The sequence below is a fragment of the Paraburkholderia hospita genome, assembly GCF_002902965.1.
GTDB lineage: Bacteria > Pseudomonadota > Gammaproteobacteria > Burkholderiales > Burkholderiaceae > Paraburkholderia > Paraburkholderia hospita.
The window spans coordinates 2,516,472-2,530,170 of the sequence record NZ_CP026105.1 but is presented as its reverse complement, the minus strand read 5'-3'; the positions used below and the strand labels follow the sequence as shown (position 1 = coordinate 2,530,170).

At 61.0% G+C, this 13,699-nt stretch carries 13 protein-coding genes; all 13 read left to right on the top strand.

Annotated features, from left to right (window positions below; translation table 11 throughout):
• Positions 1-165: 165 nt before the first annotated feature.
• The 13 genes from C2L64_RS11450 to C2L64_RS11390 all read left to right on the top strand — a co-directional run bounded on the left by C2L64_RS11450 (position 166) and on the right by C2L64_RS11390 (position 13,699).
• On the top strand, positions 166-525 hold the full coding sequence (locus C2L64_RS11450; RefSeq protein ID WP_007588164.1) for an NADH-quinone oxidoreductase subunit A: 360 nt from the start codon (positions 166-168) through the stop codon (positions 523-525).
• Positions 526-587: 62 nt separating this feature from the next.
• Positions 588-1,067 carry a NuoB/complex I 20 kDa subunit family protein gene (locus tag C2L64_RS11445; RefSeq protein ID WP_006052903.1) on the top strand — a complete coding sequence of 160 codons (480 nt, stop codon included), beginning with the start codon at positions 588-590 and terminating at the stop codon, positions 1,065-1,067.
• Positions 1,068-1,088: 21 nt separating this feature from the next.
• The gene (locus C2L64_RS11440) at positions 1,089-1,691 is read left to right on the top strand and encodes an NADH-quinone oxidoreductase subunit C (protein ID WP_007588149.1); all 603 of its coding nucleotides are present in this window, start codon (positions 1,089-1,091) and stop codon (positions 1,689-1,691) included.
• A gap of 9 nt (positions 1,692-1,700) precedes the next feature.
• Positions 1,701-2,954, top strand: coding sequence for an NADH-quinone oxidoreductase subunit D (locus tag C2L64_RS11435; RefSeq protein ID WP_007588148.1), 1,254 nt, complete (start codon positions 1,701-1,703; stop codon positions 2,952-2,954).
• A 160-nt stretch (positions 2,955-3,114) separates the two neighbouring features.
• Positions 3,115-3,600, top strand: coding sequence for an NADH-quinone oxidoreductase subunit NuoE (gene nuoE / locus C2L64_RS11430; protein WP_007588146.1), 486 nt, complete (start codon positions 3,115-3,117; stop codon positions 3,598-3,600).
• Positions 3,597-4,925: an NADH-quinone oxidoreductase subunit NuoF gene (gene nuoF / locus C2L64_RS11425; RefSeq protein WP_007588145.1), complete on the top strand. Its 1,329-nt coding sequence runs from the start codon at positions 3,597-3,599 to the stop codon at positions 4,923-4,925. The genes nuoE and nuoF overlap by 4 nt, the downstream gene beginning before the upstream one ends.
• 121 nt (positions 4,926-5,046) lie before the next feature.
• On the top strand, positions 5,047-7,380 hold the full coding sequence (gene nuoG / locus C2L64_RS11420; RefSeq protein ID WP_007588144.1) for an NADH-quinone oxidoreductase subunit NuoG: 2,334 nt from the start codon (positions 5,047-5,049) through the stop codon (positions 7,378-7,380).
• Positions 7,381-8,445: an NADH-quinone oxidoreductase subunit NuoH gene (gene nuoH, locus C2L64_RS11415; RefSeq protein WP_007588143.1), complete on the top strand. Its 1,065-nt coding sequence runs from the start codon at positions 7,381-7,383 to the stop codon at positions 8,443-8,445. It abuts the gene before it with no gap.
• A 14-nt stretch (positions 8,446-8,459) separates the two neighbouring features.
• The gene (gene nuoI, locus C2L64_RS11410) at positions 8,460-8,948 is read left to right on the top strand and encodes an NADH-quinone oxidoreductase subunit NuoI (RefSeq protein WP_007588142.1); all 489 of its coding nucleotides are present in this window, start codon (positions 8,460-8,462) and stop codon (positions 8,946-8,948) included.
• 156 nt (positions 8,949-9,104) lie between these two features.
• Positions 9,105-9,773 carry an NADH-quinone oxidoreductase subunit J gene (locus C2L64_RS11405; RefSeq protein WP_007588141.1) on the top strand — a complete coding sequence of 223 codons (669 nt, stop codon included), beginning with the start codon at positions 9,105-9,107 and terminating at the stop codon, positions 9,771-9,773.
• Positions 9,774-9,791: 18 nt separating this feature from the next.
• Positions 9,792-10,097, top strand: a complete 306-nt coding sequence (gene nuoK, locus C2L64_RS11400) for an NADH-quinone oxidoreductase subunit NuoK (RefSeq protein ID WP_007588140.1) — start codon at positions 9,792-9,794, stop codon at positions 10,095-10,097.
• 18 nt (positions 10,098-10,115) lie between these two features.
• The gene (gene nuoL, locus C2L64_RS11395; protein ID WP_007588135.1) at positions 10,116-12,182 is read left to right on the top strand and encodes an NADH-quinone oxidoreductase subunit L; all 2,067 of its coding nucleotides are present in this window, start codon (positions 10,116-10,118) and stop codon (positions 12,180-12,182) included.
• 23 nt (positions 12,183-12,205) lie between these two features.
• The gene (locus C2L64_RS11390; protein WP_007588133.1) at positions 12,206-13,699 is read left to right on the top strand and encodes an NADH-quinone oxidoreductase subunit M; all 1,494 of its coding nucleotides are present in this window, start codon (positions 12,206-12,208) and stop codon (positions 13,697-13,699) included.

Here is a 13,699-nt window from a genome sequence, read left to right as displayed (position 1 = left end):
TCTAATGCCAGCCGCTTGCTTCAGCTTCGGCTGGCATTTTCACTTCTGAGGTGGTGTTTGCTGTGGGCTTTCAACATCAAGCATCCCGAAGTGTTTCGCGTCAGGGGTTGTTCGGCGTAGTCAACGTCTCCTGACGTCACTCAGAACCAACCGATTGAGGATACTTTGAACCTCGCAGCCTATTTCCCCGTCTTGTTGTTTCTCCTCGTGGGCACCGGTTTAGGCGTAGCACTGGTCAGTATTGGTAAGATCCTCGGTCCGAATCGACCGGACACCGAAAAGAACGCACCGTACGAGTGCGGCTTCGAAGCATTCGAAGATGCGCGCATGAAGTTCGATGTGCGCTACTACCTGGTCGCCATTCTCTTCATCATCTTCGACCTTGAAACGGCATTCCTGTTCCCGTGGGGCGTGGCCCTGCGCGATATCGGCTGGCCCGGCTTCATCTCGATGATGATTTTTCTGCTCGAATTCCTGTTGGGCTTCGCCTATATCTGGAAGAAAGGCGGTCTCGACTGGGAATGACGGGTTAATCGCCGGTGTGTGTAGGTGGCGATGGCTCGCCGCCTGTCTGGAGTGGAAAACAAATGAGTATCGAAGGGGTCTTGAAGGAAGGGTTTGTCACCACCACGGCTGACAAGCTGATCAACTGGACGCGTACCGGTTCGCTGTGGCCGATGACGTTCGGTCTCGCGTGTTGCGCGGTCGAGATGATGCATGCGGGCGCTGCCCGTTATGACCTTGACCGTTTCGGCGTGGTGTTTCGTCCGAGTCCGCGTCAGTCGGACGTGATGATCGTCGCCGGCACGCTGTGCAACAAGATGGCGCCTGCGCTGCGCAAGGTCTACGACCAGATGGCCGAGCCGCGTTGGGTGATCTCGATGGGTTCGTGCGCGAACGGCGGCGGCTACTATCACTATTCGTACTCGGTGGTGCGTGGCTGTGACCGTATCGTGCCTGTCGATGTGTATGTGCCGGGCTGTCCGCCCACAGCTGAAGCGCTGGTGTACGGCGTGATCCAGCTGCAGGCAAAGATCCGCCGGACCAACACCATCGCCCGTCAATAAAAGCCCAAGCCTCCCCACAATATGGCAAGCAAACTCGAGACTCTCAAAGCGAACCTCGAGGCGGCCTTTGGCGGCCGCCTGACGAGCATCACCGAATCGATCGGTGAGCTGACGATCGTCGTGAAGGCAGGCGATTACCTCGAAGTGACGAAGCGTCTGCGCGACGACGCGACGCTGCGTTTCGAGCAGTTGATCGACCTCTGCGGTATCGACTATCAAACCTACGGTGAAGGCGCTTACGAAGGTCCGCGTTTTGCCGCCGTCCTGCATCTGCTGTCCGTGTCGAACAACTGGCGCCTGCGCGTGCGTGTGTTCGCACCGGACGACGAAGTGCCGCTCGTCGCGTCGGTCGTCGACATCTGGAGTTCGGCCAACTGGTACGAGCGCGAAGCGTTCGACCTGTACGGCATCGTCTTCGAAGGCCACCCCGACCTGCGCCGCATCCTGACCGATTACGGTTTCATCGGTCACCCGTTCCGCAAGGATTTCCCTGTCTCCGGTTACGTCGAAATGCGTTACGACCCGGAAGAGAAGCGCGTCGTCTATCAGCCGGTGACGATCGAGCCTCGGGAAATCACGCCGCGCGTGATCCGCGAGGATCGCTATGGCGGCCTGAAACACTAAGAGAACGCCATGGCAGAGATCAAGAACTACACGCTCAACTTCGGCCCGCAGCACCCGGCAGCGCACGGCGTGCTGCGCCTCGTGCTCGAGCTCGACGGCGAAGTGATCCAGCGCGCCGATCCGCACATCGGCCTCCTGCACCGCGCAACTGAAAAGCTCGCGGAAAGCAAGACCTTCATTCAGTCCGTGCCGTACATGGACCGTCTTGACTACGTGTCGATGATGGTCAACGAGCACGGCTACGTGATGGCGATCGAAAAGCTGCTCGGCATCGATGTGCCCATCCGTGCGAAATACATCCGCGTGCTGTTCGACGAAGTCACGCGCGTGCTGAACCACCTGATGTGGATCGGCGCGCACGCGCTCGACGTCGGCGCGATGGCCGTGTTCCTCTACGCCTTCCGCGAGCGCGAAGACCTGATGGACGTGTATGAAGCGGTATCCGGCGCACGGATGCACGCGGCGTACTATCGTCCGGGTGGTGTGTATCGCGATCTGCCGGACGCAATGCCGCAATACAAGGCATCGAAGATCCGCAATGCGAAGGCCTTGTCGAAGATGAACGAGACGCGCCAAGGTTCGCTGCTCGACTTCATCGAAGACTTCTTCAACCGCTTCCCGAAGTGCGTCGACGAGTACGAAACGCTGCTCACCGACAACCGCATCTGGAAACAGCGTCTGGTCGGCATCGGCGTCGTGAGTCCGGAGCGCGCGCTGCAACTGGGCATGACGGGTCCGATGCTGCGCGGTTCGGGCATCGAGTGGGATCTGCGCAAGAAGCAGCCGTACGAAGTGTACGACCAGATGGATTTCGACATTCCCGTCGGCGTGAACGGCGACTGCTACGACCGCTATCTGGTGCGCGTCGAAGAAATGCGTCAATCCACGCGGATCGCGAAACAGTGCATTGAATGGCTGCGTAAGAATCCTGGTCCTGTGATGACCGACAATCACAAGATCGCGCCGCCGTCGCGCGTGGGCATGAAGTCGAACATGGAAGATCTGATTCACCACTTCAAGCTCTTCACGGAAGGCTTCCATGTGCCGGAAGGCGAAGCGTATGCCGCTGTCGAGCATCCGAAGGGCGAGTTCGGCATCTATCTCGTGTCGGATGGCGCAAACAAGCCGTACCGCCTCAAGATTCGCGCGCCGGGTTATGCCCACTTGTCCGCGCTCGACGAAATGGCGCGCGGCCACATGATCGCGGACGCCGTGACGATCATCGGCACACAGGACATCGTGTTCGGTGAAGTGGATCGCTAGCGCGGTCGTCATAAGCGGTTTTCATCAAGGCACGCGCTCACGTGGCCGATAAAGCATGAGAAGCGGAGCGCGCGTCAAGCAAAGGAACGCCGGGTCTGTCGCAACACGCAGTGCGCGACGGGTTTTCGTTCGGTAGGAATTGAAAGAGTCGTGTCTGAAAATGATCTCAGCTGAAGGCCTGAAAGAAATCGATCGCGCGATCGCAAAGTATCCCGCCGATCAGAAACAGTCCGCCGTGATGTCGGCGTTGGCGGTCGGCCAGGAAGAACTTGGCTGGCTGTCGCCCGAACTCATGCAGTTCGTCGCAGACTATCTCGGCATGCCGGCCGTCGCCGTGCAGGAGGTTGCGACCTTCTACACGATGTATGAGACGTCGCCCGTCGGCAAATACAAGATCACGCTCTGCACGAACCTGCCGTGCCAGCTCGGTCCCGATGGCGGCTCGGACAGCGCCGCCGAATATCTGAAGCAGAAGCTCGGTATCGACTTCGGCGAAACCACCGCGGACGGCAAATTCACCCTCAAAGAGGGCGAATGCATGGGTTCGTGCGGTGATGCGCCCGTGATGCTCGTGAACAACCATCGTATGTGCAGCTTCATGAGCCGCGAGAAGATCGACCAGCTCCTCGAGGAACTTTCGAAATGACGTCTTTACACGATCGTCACATCAAGCCGCTGATTCTCGCCGGTCTGAACGGCGACAACTGGCATCTTCAGGACTACGTCGAGCGCGGCGGCTACAAGCAGCTGCGCCGTATCCTCGAAGAAAAGATTCCGCCCGAGCAGGTGATCGCCGACGTCAAGGCTTCGGGTCTGCGTGGCCGTGGCGGTGCGGGCTTCCCGACCGGCCTGAAGTGGAGCTTCATGCCGCGTCAGTTCCCGGGGCAGAAGTACCTCGTTTGCAATTCGGACGAAGGCGAGCCTGGCACGTTCAAAGACCGCGACATCCTGCGCTGGAATCCGCACTCGCTGATCGAAGGCATGATCATCGGCGCGTACGCGATGAACATCTCGGTCGGCTACAACTATATTCACGGCGAAATCTTCGAAGTCTATCGACGCTTCGAAGCAGCGCTGGAAGAAGCGCGCGCAGCGGGCTTCCTCGGCGACAACATCATGGGCTCGGGCTTCTCGTTCCAGCTGCACGCGCACCACGGTTACGGCGCGTACATCTGCGGCGAAGAAACCGCGCTGCTCGAGTCGCTGGAAGGCAAGAAGGGCCAGCCGCGCTTCAAGCCGCCTTTCCCGGCGAGCTTCGGCGTGTACGGCAAGCCGACCACGATCAACAACACGGAAACCTTCGCAGCCGTGCCGTTCCTGCTGGCCGTCGGCCCGCAGAACTACCTCGAGATGGGCAAGCCGAACAACGGCGGCACGAAGATTTTCTCGGTGTCGGGTGACGTCGAGCGTCCGGGCAACTATGAAGTCCCGCTCGGCACGCCGTTCGCGACGCTGCTGGACCTCGCGGGTGGCATGCGCGGCGGCAAGAAGATCAAGGCTGTGATTCCTGGCGGTTCGTCAGCACCCGTGATTCCGGGCGATCTGATGATGCAAACCGACATGGACTACGACTCGATCGCGAAGCAGGGTTCGATGCTGGGCTCGGGCGCCGTCATCGTGATGGACGAGACGCGCTGCATGGTGCGCTCGCTGCTGCGCCTGTCGTACTTCTATTACGAAGAGTCGTGCGGTCAGTGCACGCCGTGCCGCGAAGGCACAGGCTGGCTGTATCGCGTCGTGCATCGTATCGAGCACGGTCTGGGCCGCAAGGAAGATCTGGATCTGCTGAACTCGGTCGCCGAGAACATCATGGGCCGCACGATCTGCGCGCTCGGTGATGCGGCAGCGATGCCGGTGCGAGGCATGCTCAAGCACTACTGGGACGAATTCGAGTATCACGTCGCCAACAAGCGTTGCGTCGTCGGCGGTCACGCCGGCGCGGCGGCGGCCACGGAAACGGTCGCCGCTTAAGAGGTCAATGCGAGGCCGATGCAAGGCCAACGCGAGCCAGAGTCAAACGCGGGCGCCGCCGCTATGTAGCGGCGAGCGGGCGAACGATTGAGCGGTAACAGGTTAAGGAAGATTGACCATCATGGTTGAACTTGAAATAGACGGCAAGAAAGTAGAGGTGGCCGAAGGCAGCATGATCATTCAGGCTGCGCATAAGGTCGATACCTACATTCCTCACTTCTGCTATCACAAGAAACTGTCGATTGCGGCCAACTGCCGGATGTGTCTTGTCGATGTCGAGAAGATGCCGAAGGCCGTGCCTGCATGCGCAACGCCGGTGTCGGCGGGCATGATCGTGCGCACGAAGTCGGAAAAGGCGGTGAAGGGTCAGCAATCCGTGATGGAATTCCTGCTGATCAATCACCCGCTCGATTGCCCGATCTGCGACCAGGGCGGCGAATGCCAACTGCAGGATCTGGCCGTCGGTTACGGCAAGTCGTCGTCGCGTTATAGCGAAGAGAAGCGCGTCGTGTTCCACAAGAACGTCGGCCCGCTGATCTCGATGGAAGAAATGTCGCGCTGCATTCACTGCACGCGTTGCGTCCGCTTCGGCGAAGAAGTCGCCGGCGTGATGGAACTCGGCATGCTGGGTCGCGGCGAACACTCGGAAATCACGTCGTTCGTCGGCAAGACGGTCGACTCCGAACTGTCGGGCAACATGATCGACCTGTGCCCGGTCGGCGCGCTGACCAGCAAGCCGTTCCGCTACAGCGCCCGTACGTGGGAACTGTCGCGCCGCAAGTCGGTGAGCCCGCACGATTCCGTCGGCGCGAACCTCGTGGTGCAAGTGAAGAACAACCGCGTGATGCGCGTTCTGCCGTTCGAAAACGAAGCCATCAACGAATGCTGGATTTCGGACAAGGACCGCTTCTCGTACGAAGCCCTGAACAGCCCGGAACGTCTGACGCGTCCGATGCTCAAGCAAAACGGTCAGTGGATCGAAACGGACTGGCAGACGGCGCTCGAATATGTCGTCAAGGGTCTGAAGGGCATCTCGGCCGACCACGGCGCGAACGCGATTGCCGCGCTCGGCAGTGCGCACAGCACGGTCGAAGAACTGTTCCTGCTCAAGCAGGTTGCGCAAGCCGTCGGTACGCCGAACGTCGATTTCCGTCTGCGTCAGACGGACTTCACGGCCGCTGCAAACGGCACGCCGTGGCTCGGTACGTCGATCGCCAACCTGTCGATGCTCGACAGCGCGCTCGTGATCGGCTCGTCGCTGCGTCGCGACCATCCGCTGTTTGCGGCGCGTCTGCGCCAGGCAGCGAAGGGTGGCGCAAAGATCACGCTGCTGCAGGCGACGCGCGACGACGCGCTGATCCCGCAAGCTGCGCGCATCGCTGCTGCGCCGTCGGCGTGGCTGAACGAACTGGCGGGCATCGCCGCCGCTGTGTCGGAAGCAAAGGGCGCTGCGCTGCCGGAAGCATTCGCAGGCGCGACGGCAACGGATGCCGCAAAGAAGACCGCCGCTGCACTCGGCGCCGGTGAAACACGCGTCGTGTTGCTCGGTAACGGGGCGGTCCAGCATCCGGAGTTCGCGCGCATCCACGCTGCGGCTCAATGGATCGCCGAAGCAACGGGCGCTACGCTCGGCTTCCTGACGGAAGCGGCGAACACGGTCGGTGCGCATCTCGTCGGCGCATTGCCGGGCGAGGGCGGCCTGAATGCTCGCGAAGTTTTCGAGCAGCCGCGCAAGGGTTATGTGCTGCTGAACCTCGAACCGGAATTCGATACGGCCAACCCGGCGCAGGCGCTTGCCGCGCTGAACCAGGCGGAAATGGTCGTCGTGATGTCGCCGTTCCAGACGGGCGCAGAATACGCAGACGTCCTGCTGCCGATCGCGCCGTACACGGAAACGGCCGGCACCTTCGTGAACGCGGAAGGCACGGTGCAGATGTTCAACGGCGTGGTGCGTCCGCTCGGCGATGCGCGTCCCGCATGGAAGGTGCTGCGCGTGCTGGGCAATCTGCTCGGCGCGTCGGGCTTCGACTACGATACAGCGGAGCAGGTGCGCGCCGTGGCACTGGGCGATGGCGACCTCACGCCGCGCCTGTCGAACAAAACCTCGGCAAGCGTCGCGCGCAGCAATGGCGCGAAGGCCGCGGAAGGCACCTTCGAACGCATTGCTGACGTGCCGATCTACCACGCCGATCAGCTCGTGCGCCGCGCGCAGTCGCTGCATCTGACGGCAGCCGCGCGTGCCGCCAACTCGGTGGGGCTGCCCGCCGCGCTGTTCGACAAGCTGGGTTTGAAGGAAGGCGACGCAGTGCGCGTTCGTCAGGGCGATCGCTCGGTGCAGATACCCGCCGTGCGTGATGCGAATCTTGCGGAGACGGTCGTCCGCGTGTCGGCGGCTACGCCCGCCGGTGCAGCGCTGGGCAGCCTGTTCGGTGAACTGGTGGTGGAGAAGGCGTAAATGACCTTGTTCGAATCGATCAACGCGGGCGGCACCGAGATTCTCGGCGTGGCATGGCCCACGGTGTGGGCGCTGGTGCGCATCCTGGTGGTGGCCGTCGCGATCCTGCTGTGCGTGGCTTACCTGATCCTGTGGGAACGTAAGCTGATCGGCTGGATGCACGTGCGTATCGGGCCGAACCGCGTTGGCCCCGCAGGTCTTCTGCAGCCGATCGCCGACGTGCTGAAGCTGCTGCTGAAGGAAGTCATTCAGCCGACGCAGGCCAGCCGCTGGATCTACCTGATCGCCCCCGTGATGGTGGTGGTCCCCGCGTTCGCCGTGTGGGCGGTGATTCCGTTCCAGGCGGGCGCCGTGCTCGGCGACATCAACGCGGGCCTGCTGTACGCCATCGCGATTTCGTCGATCGGCGTGTACGGCGTGATTCTGGCCGGCTGGGCGTCGAACTCGAAGTACGCCTTCCTCGGCGCGATGCGCGCTGCGGCACAGATGGTGTCGTATGAAATCTCGATGGGCTTCGCGCTCGTCGTCGTGCTGATGACGGCGGGCTCGCTGAACCTGTCGGAAATCGTCGGCTCGCAGATGCGCGGCATCTTCGCCAGCCACGGCGTCACGTTCCTGTCGTGGAACTGGCTGCCGCTGCTGCCGGCCTTCGTCGTGTATTTCGTGTCGGGCATCGCAGAAACGAACCGGCACCCGTTCGACGTGGTGGAAGGCGAGTCGGAAATCGTCGCCGGCCACATGATCGATTACTCGGGCATGGCGTTCGCGCTGTTCTTCCTCGCCGAGTACATCAACATGATCGTGATCTCGGCGCTGGCCTCGGTCATGTTCCTGGGCGGCTGGAGCGCACCGTTCGAATTCCTGTCTTTCATCCCCGGCATTTTCTGGCTGGTCCTGAAAGTCTTCTTCCTGCTGTCGGTATTCATCTGGGTGCGCGCGACGTTCCCGCGCTACCGCTATGACCAGATCATGCGTCTGGGCTGGAAGGTGTTCCTGCCTGTCACCGTGATCTGGGTCGTGGTGGTCGGCTTCTGGATCATGTCGCCGTTGAATATCTGGAACTAAAGGGCGGACGAACCATGACCGCAATCCAAAACTTCTTCAAGACCTTCTTTCTGACCGAGCTGCTCAAGGGCCTCGCGCTGACGGGACGCTACACGTTCCAGCGCAAGATCACTGTGCAGTTCCCGGAAGAGAAGACCCCGATCTCGCCGCGTTTCCGTGGCCTGCACGCGCTGCGCCGCTACGAAAACGGCGAAGAACGCTGTATCGCCTGCAAGCTGTGCGAAGCAGTGTGCCCGGCGCTCGCGATCACGATCGAATCGGAAACGCGCGCGGACAATACGCGCCGCACGACGCGCTACGACATCGACCTGACCAAGTGCATCTTCTGCGGTTTCTGCGAAGAGAGCTGCCCGGTCGATTCGATCGTCGAAACGCACATCCTCGAATATCACGGCGAAAAGCGCGGCGATCTGTACTTCACGAAGGACATGTTGCTGGCAGTCGGCGACCGTTACGAAACGGAAATCGCTGCAAACAAGGCAGCCGACGCACCCTATCGTTGATAGGTTGAAACAGCAGTTCGACGGCGCGCGGTCCGGCAGGCACAAGACCGCGCGACGCTGCCAGACCGCTCTGGCGCCGCGTCATGCAACACAGGCAGAAGACGACGCGCGCCAAAGCACCAAGCCTGACGATGGCCTAACGATGAATCGGTAATCATGGACTTCACGACCGTACTGTTCTACATCTTCGCGTTACTCCTGACGGTGTCAGGGCTGAAGGTGATCACTTCGCGCAACCCGGTGGCGTCCGCGTTGTTCCTCGTGCTCGCGTTCTTCAACGCGGCCGCGATCTGGATGCTGCTGCAGGCGGAATTCCTCGCGATCCTGCTGGTGCTGGTGTATGTCGGCGCGGTGATGGTGCTGTTCCTGTTCGTCGTGATGATGCTGGACATCAATCTCGACGTGCTGCGGCGCGACTTCAAACGCTTCGTGCCGATGGCGACCGTGGTGGGCGCGATCATCGTGATCGAGACGGCGCTGATTCTCTGGCACGGCTACGGCGCGACGGTTCAACCCGTGCGCGACACGACGGCCGCTGTCGCAGGCGCTGCCGACTGGTCGAACACGCGCCTGATCGGCAAGGTCATCTACACCGACTACATCTTCGCGTTCGAAGTGGCCGGCCTCGTGCTGCTGGTCGCGATCATCGCGGCGATTGCGCTGACCACGCGTCACGGCAAGGACAGCAAGCGCCAGCGCGTGTCGGATCAGGTGAAGGTGCGCGCCCAGGACCGCGTGCGCGTGGTCAAGATGGCAGCGGAAAAGGAAGGTCCGGCTGAACCTGAAATCGTCGCTGGCGACGCTGGCGCCGGCAAGAACAGCTGACGTCAGGAGGAGAAAAATATGTTGTCCCTTGCTCATTACCTCGTGCTCGGCGCGATCCTGTTCGCGATCAGCATCGTTGGCATTTTCCTGAACCGTCGCAACGTCATCATCATCCTGATGGCAATCGAACTGATGCTGCTGGCGGTCAACACGAACTTCGTCGCGTTCTCGCATTATCTCGGCGATGTGCATGGCCAGATCTTCGTTTTCTTCGTGCTGACGGTTGCGGCAGCGGAAGCGGCGATCGGTCTTGCAATTCTGGTGACCCTGTTCCGTAGCCTCGACACGATCAATGTCGAGGATCTCGATCAGCTCAAAGGTTAACTTCAGGCACAGGCTGTTATGTCAACGACACTCAATGAAAACCTGTTGCTGGCGGTAGCGCTTGCACCGCTGGCCGGCTCGCTGATTGCGGGGCTCTTCGGCAAGACGGTGGGACGTGCCGGTGCGCACTCGGTCACGATCCTCGGCGTCGCGATTTCGTTCGTGCTTTCGTGCATCGTGTTTCTCGATGTGCTCCACGGCGCGAGCTTCAACGCGACCGTGTACGAATGGATGACGGTCGGCAAGGTGAAGTTCGAAGTCGGCTTCCTCGTCGACACGCTCACGGCGATGATGATGTGCGTGGTGACCTTCGTGTCGCTGATGGTGCACGTCTACACGATCGGCTACATGGCCGACGAGGAAACCGGCTACGAGCGCTTCTTCTCGTACATCTCGCTGTTCACGTTCTCGATGCTGATGCTCGTGATGAGCAACAACTTCCTGCAGCTGTTCTTCGGCTGGGAAGCGGTGGGTCTCGTGTCGTACCTGCTGATCGGCTTCTACTTCAAGCGTGAAAGCGCGATCTACGCGAACATGAAGGCGTTCATCGTCAACCGCGTGGGCGACTTCGGCTTCATTCTCGGCATCGGTCTGATCCTCGCTTATGGCGGCTCGATGAACTACGGCGACGTGTTCGCGAAGAGCCACGAACTGGCTTCGCTGAGCTTCCCGGGCACCGACTGGGGCCTGCTGACGGTCGCGTGTATTTGCCTCTTCATCGGCGCGATGGGTAAGTCCGCGCAGTTCCCGCTGCACGTGTGGCTGCCCGACTCGATGGAAGGCCCGACGCCGATCTCCGCACTGATTCACGCGGCAACCATGGTGACGGCCGGTATCTTCATGGTGACGCGCATGTCGCCGCTGTTCGAACTGTCGGACTCGGCGCTGTCGTTCATCACGGTGATCGGCGCGATCACGACGCTGTTCATGGGCTTCCTCGGCGTCGTGCAGAACGACATCAAGCGTGTCGTCGCTTACTCCACACTGTCGCAGCTCGGCTACATGACGGTCGCGCTGGGCGTGTCGGCATACCCGGTCGCCGTGTTCCACCTGATGACGCACGCGTTCTTCAAGGCGCTGCTGTTCCTCGGCGCGGGCTCCGTGATCATCGGCATGCACCACGACCAGGACATGCGCAACATGGGCGGCCTGCGCAAGTACATGCCGATCACGTGGATCACGTCGCTGGTCGGCTCGCTGGCGCTGATCGGCACGCCGTTCTTCTCGGGCTTCTACTCGAAAGATTCGATCATCGATGCGGTGAAGCTGTCGCATCTGCCGGGTTCGGGCTTCGCGTACTTCGCGGTCGTCGCGAGCGTGTTCGTCACGGCGCTGTACGCGTTCCGCATGTACTTCATGGTGTTCCACGGCGAAGAGCGCTTCCGCGGTCCGAAGCATCCTGATTCGCCGCTGGGCGCGGAAGCAGCGGCGCACGGCCACGGTCATCACGACGATCACGGCCACGGTCATGACGACCATCACGCTCACGAGCCGCACGAAACACCGTGGGTCGTCTGGCTGCCGCTCGTGCTGCTCGCCATTCCGTCGATCGTGATCGGCGCCATCGCAATCGGGCCGTTGCTGTATGGCGATTTCTTCCAGCACGGCGTGGCGTTCGACAAGGTGATCTTCATCGGCGAAAACCATCCGGCGCTGCACGAGATGGCGGAAGAATTCCAGGGCTGGGCCTCGATGGGCCTGCACGCTGCGTCGGGCCTGCCCGTGTGGCTGGCGCTAGCTGGCGTAGTGGTCTCGTGGTTCCTGTACCTGAAGCGTCCGGATCTCCCCGCCGTAATCAAGCGTGGTTTCGGTCCGATCTACACGCTGCTGGATAACAAGTACTACATGGACAAGATCAACGAAGTCGTGTTCGCGCGCGGCGCCGTGGCCATCGGCCGCGGGCTGTGGAAGGAAGGCGACATCGTGGTCATTGACGGTATTGTCAACGGCAGCGCGCGTTTCATCGGCTGGTTTGCGAGCGTGATCCGTTTCCTGCAATCGGGTTATATCTACCACTACGCATTCGCCATGATCATCGGCATGCTGGGGCTCCTGACCTTGTTTGTAACGCTCGGCGGAAAATAAAGAACAGGCTGGAGACACTTCTCATGCACACGACGTTTCCGATTCTGAGTATCGCGATCTGGATGCCGATTATTTTCGGCCTGGTGGTTCTAGCCATCGGTTCAGATCGCAATCCCGGTCCGGCGCGATGGATTGCGCTGATCGGGTCGGTGTTGAGTTTCATCGTGACGATTCCGTTGATGACGGATTTCGACACGAGTACGGCAGCATTGCAGTTCGAAGAAAAGGCTAACTGGATCGAGCGCTTCAACATCACGTACCACCTCGGCATCGACGGTATTGCGATGTGGTTCGTCGTGTTGACGGCGCTGATCACGGTGATCGTCGTGATCGCAGCATGGGAAGTGATCACGAAGAACGTCGCGCAGTATCTGGCAGCGTTCCTGATCCTGTCGGGCATCATGGTCGGCGTGTTCTCGTCGGCCGACGGCATGCTGTTCTATGTGTTCTTCGAAGCGACGCTGATTCCGATGTACATCATCATCGGCGTGTGGGGCGGGGCGAACCGTGTGTACGCGGCGTTCAAGTTCTTCCTGTACACGCTGATGGGCTCGCTGCTGATGCTGGTCGGCTTGCTGTATCTGTACACGGCGACGGGCACGTTCGACCTGGCTACGTGGCACGCCGCGAAGCTGTCGATGACGCCGCAGGTGCTGCTGTTCATCGCGTTCTTCCTCGCGTTCGCTGTCAAGGTGCCGATGTGGCCTGTCCACACGTGGTTGCCGGACGCGCACGTGGAAGCGCCGACGGGCGGCTCGGTCGTGCTGGCCGCGATCATGCTGAAGCTCGGCGCATACGGTTTCCTGCGCTTCTCGCTGCCCATCGCGCCGGATGCGAGCCACTTGCTCGCGCCCGTCGTCATCACGCTGTCGCTGATCGCCGTCGTGTACATCGGTCTCGTCGCGATGGTGCAGGCCGACATGAAGAAGCTGGTCGCGTACTCGTCGATCGCGCACATGGGCTTCGTCACGCTCGGCTTCTTCATCTTCAACCAGCTCGGTACGGAAGGCGCGATCGTGCAGATGATCTCGCACGGCTTCGTGTCGGGCGCGATGTTCCTTTGCATCGGCGTGCTGTATGACCGCATGCACTCGCGTCAGATCGCCGACTACGGCGGCGTCGTCAACACGATGCCGAAGTTCGCGGCGCTCGTGATGCTGTTCTCGATGGCGAACTGCGGCCTGCCGGGCACCTCCGGCTTCGTCGGTGAGTTCATGGTGATTCTGGCCGCTGTCCAGTACAACTTCTGGATCGCGTTCGGTGCGGCCGTCACGCTGATTCTCGGCGCGGCCTATACGTTGTGGATGTACAAGCGCGTGTACTTCGGCGCGGTGGTGAACGATCACGTGAAGAACCTCGTCGACATCAATCGCCGCGAGTTCTTCATGCTGGGCGTGCTCGCCGCGTTGACGCTGTACATGGGCATCTATCCGAAGCCCTTTACCGAAGTAATGCACGTGTCGGTGGAGAACCTTCTGTCCCACGTTGCGCAGTCGAAGCTGCCGCTGTCGCAGTAA

Coding starts and splice junctions, on each gene's coding strand:
- C2L64_RS11445 (WP_006052903.1), top strand. CDS start 588: ATGAGTATCGAAGGGGTCTTGAAGGAAGGGTTTGTCACCACCACGGCT.
- C2L64_RS11440 (WP_007588149.1), top strand. CDS start 1,089: ATGGCAAGCAAACTCGAGACTCTCAAAGCGAACCTCGAGGCGGCCTTT.
- C2L64_RS11435 (WP_007588148.1), top strand. CDS start 1,701: ATGGCAGAGATCAAGAACTACACGCTCAACTTCGGCCCGCAGCACCCG.
- nuoE (WP_007588146.1), top strand. CDS start 3,115: ATGATCTCAGCTGAAGGCCTGAAAGAAATCGATCGCGCGATCGCAAAG.
- nuoF (WP_007588145.1), top strand. CDS start 3,597: ATGACGTCTTTACACGATCGTCACATCAAGCCGCTGATTCTCGCCGGT.
- nuoG (WP_007588144.1), top strand. CDS start 5,047: ATGGTTGAACTTGAAATAGACGGCAAGAAAGTAGAGGTGGCCGAAGGC.
- nuoH (WP_007588143.1), top strand. CDS start 7,381: ATGACCTTGTTCGAATCGATCAACGCGGGCGGCACCGAGATTCTCGGC.
- nuoI (WP_007588142.1), top strand. CDS start 8,460: ATGACCGCAATCCAAAACTTCTTCAAGACCTTCTTTCTGACCGAGCTG.
- C2L64_RS11405 (WP_007588141.1), top strand. CDS start 9,105: ATGGACTTCACGACCGTACTGTTCTACATCTTCGCGTTACTCCTGACG.
- nuoK (WP_007588140.1), top strand. CDS start 9,792: ATGTTGTCCCTTGCTCATTACCTCGTGCTCGGCGCGATCCTGTTCGCG.
- nuoL (WP_007588135.1), top strand. CDS start 10,116: ATGTCAACGACACTCAATGAAAACCTGTTGCTGGCGGTAGCGCTTGCA.
- C2L64_RS11390 (WP_007588133.1), top strand. CDS start 12,206: ATGCACACGACGTTTCCGATTCTGAGTATCGCGATCTGGATGCCGATT.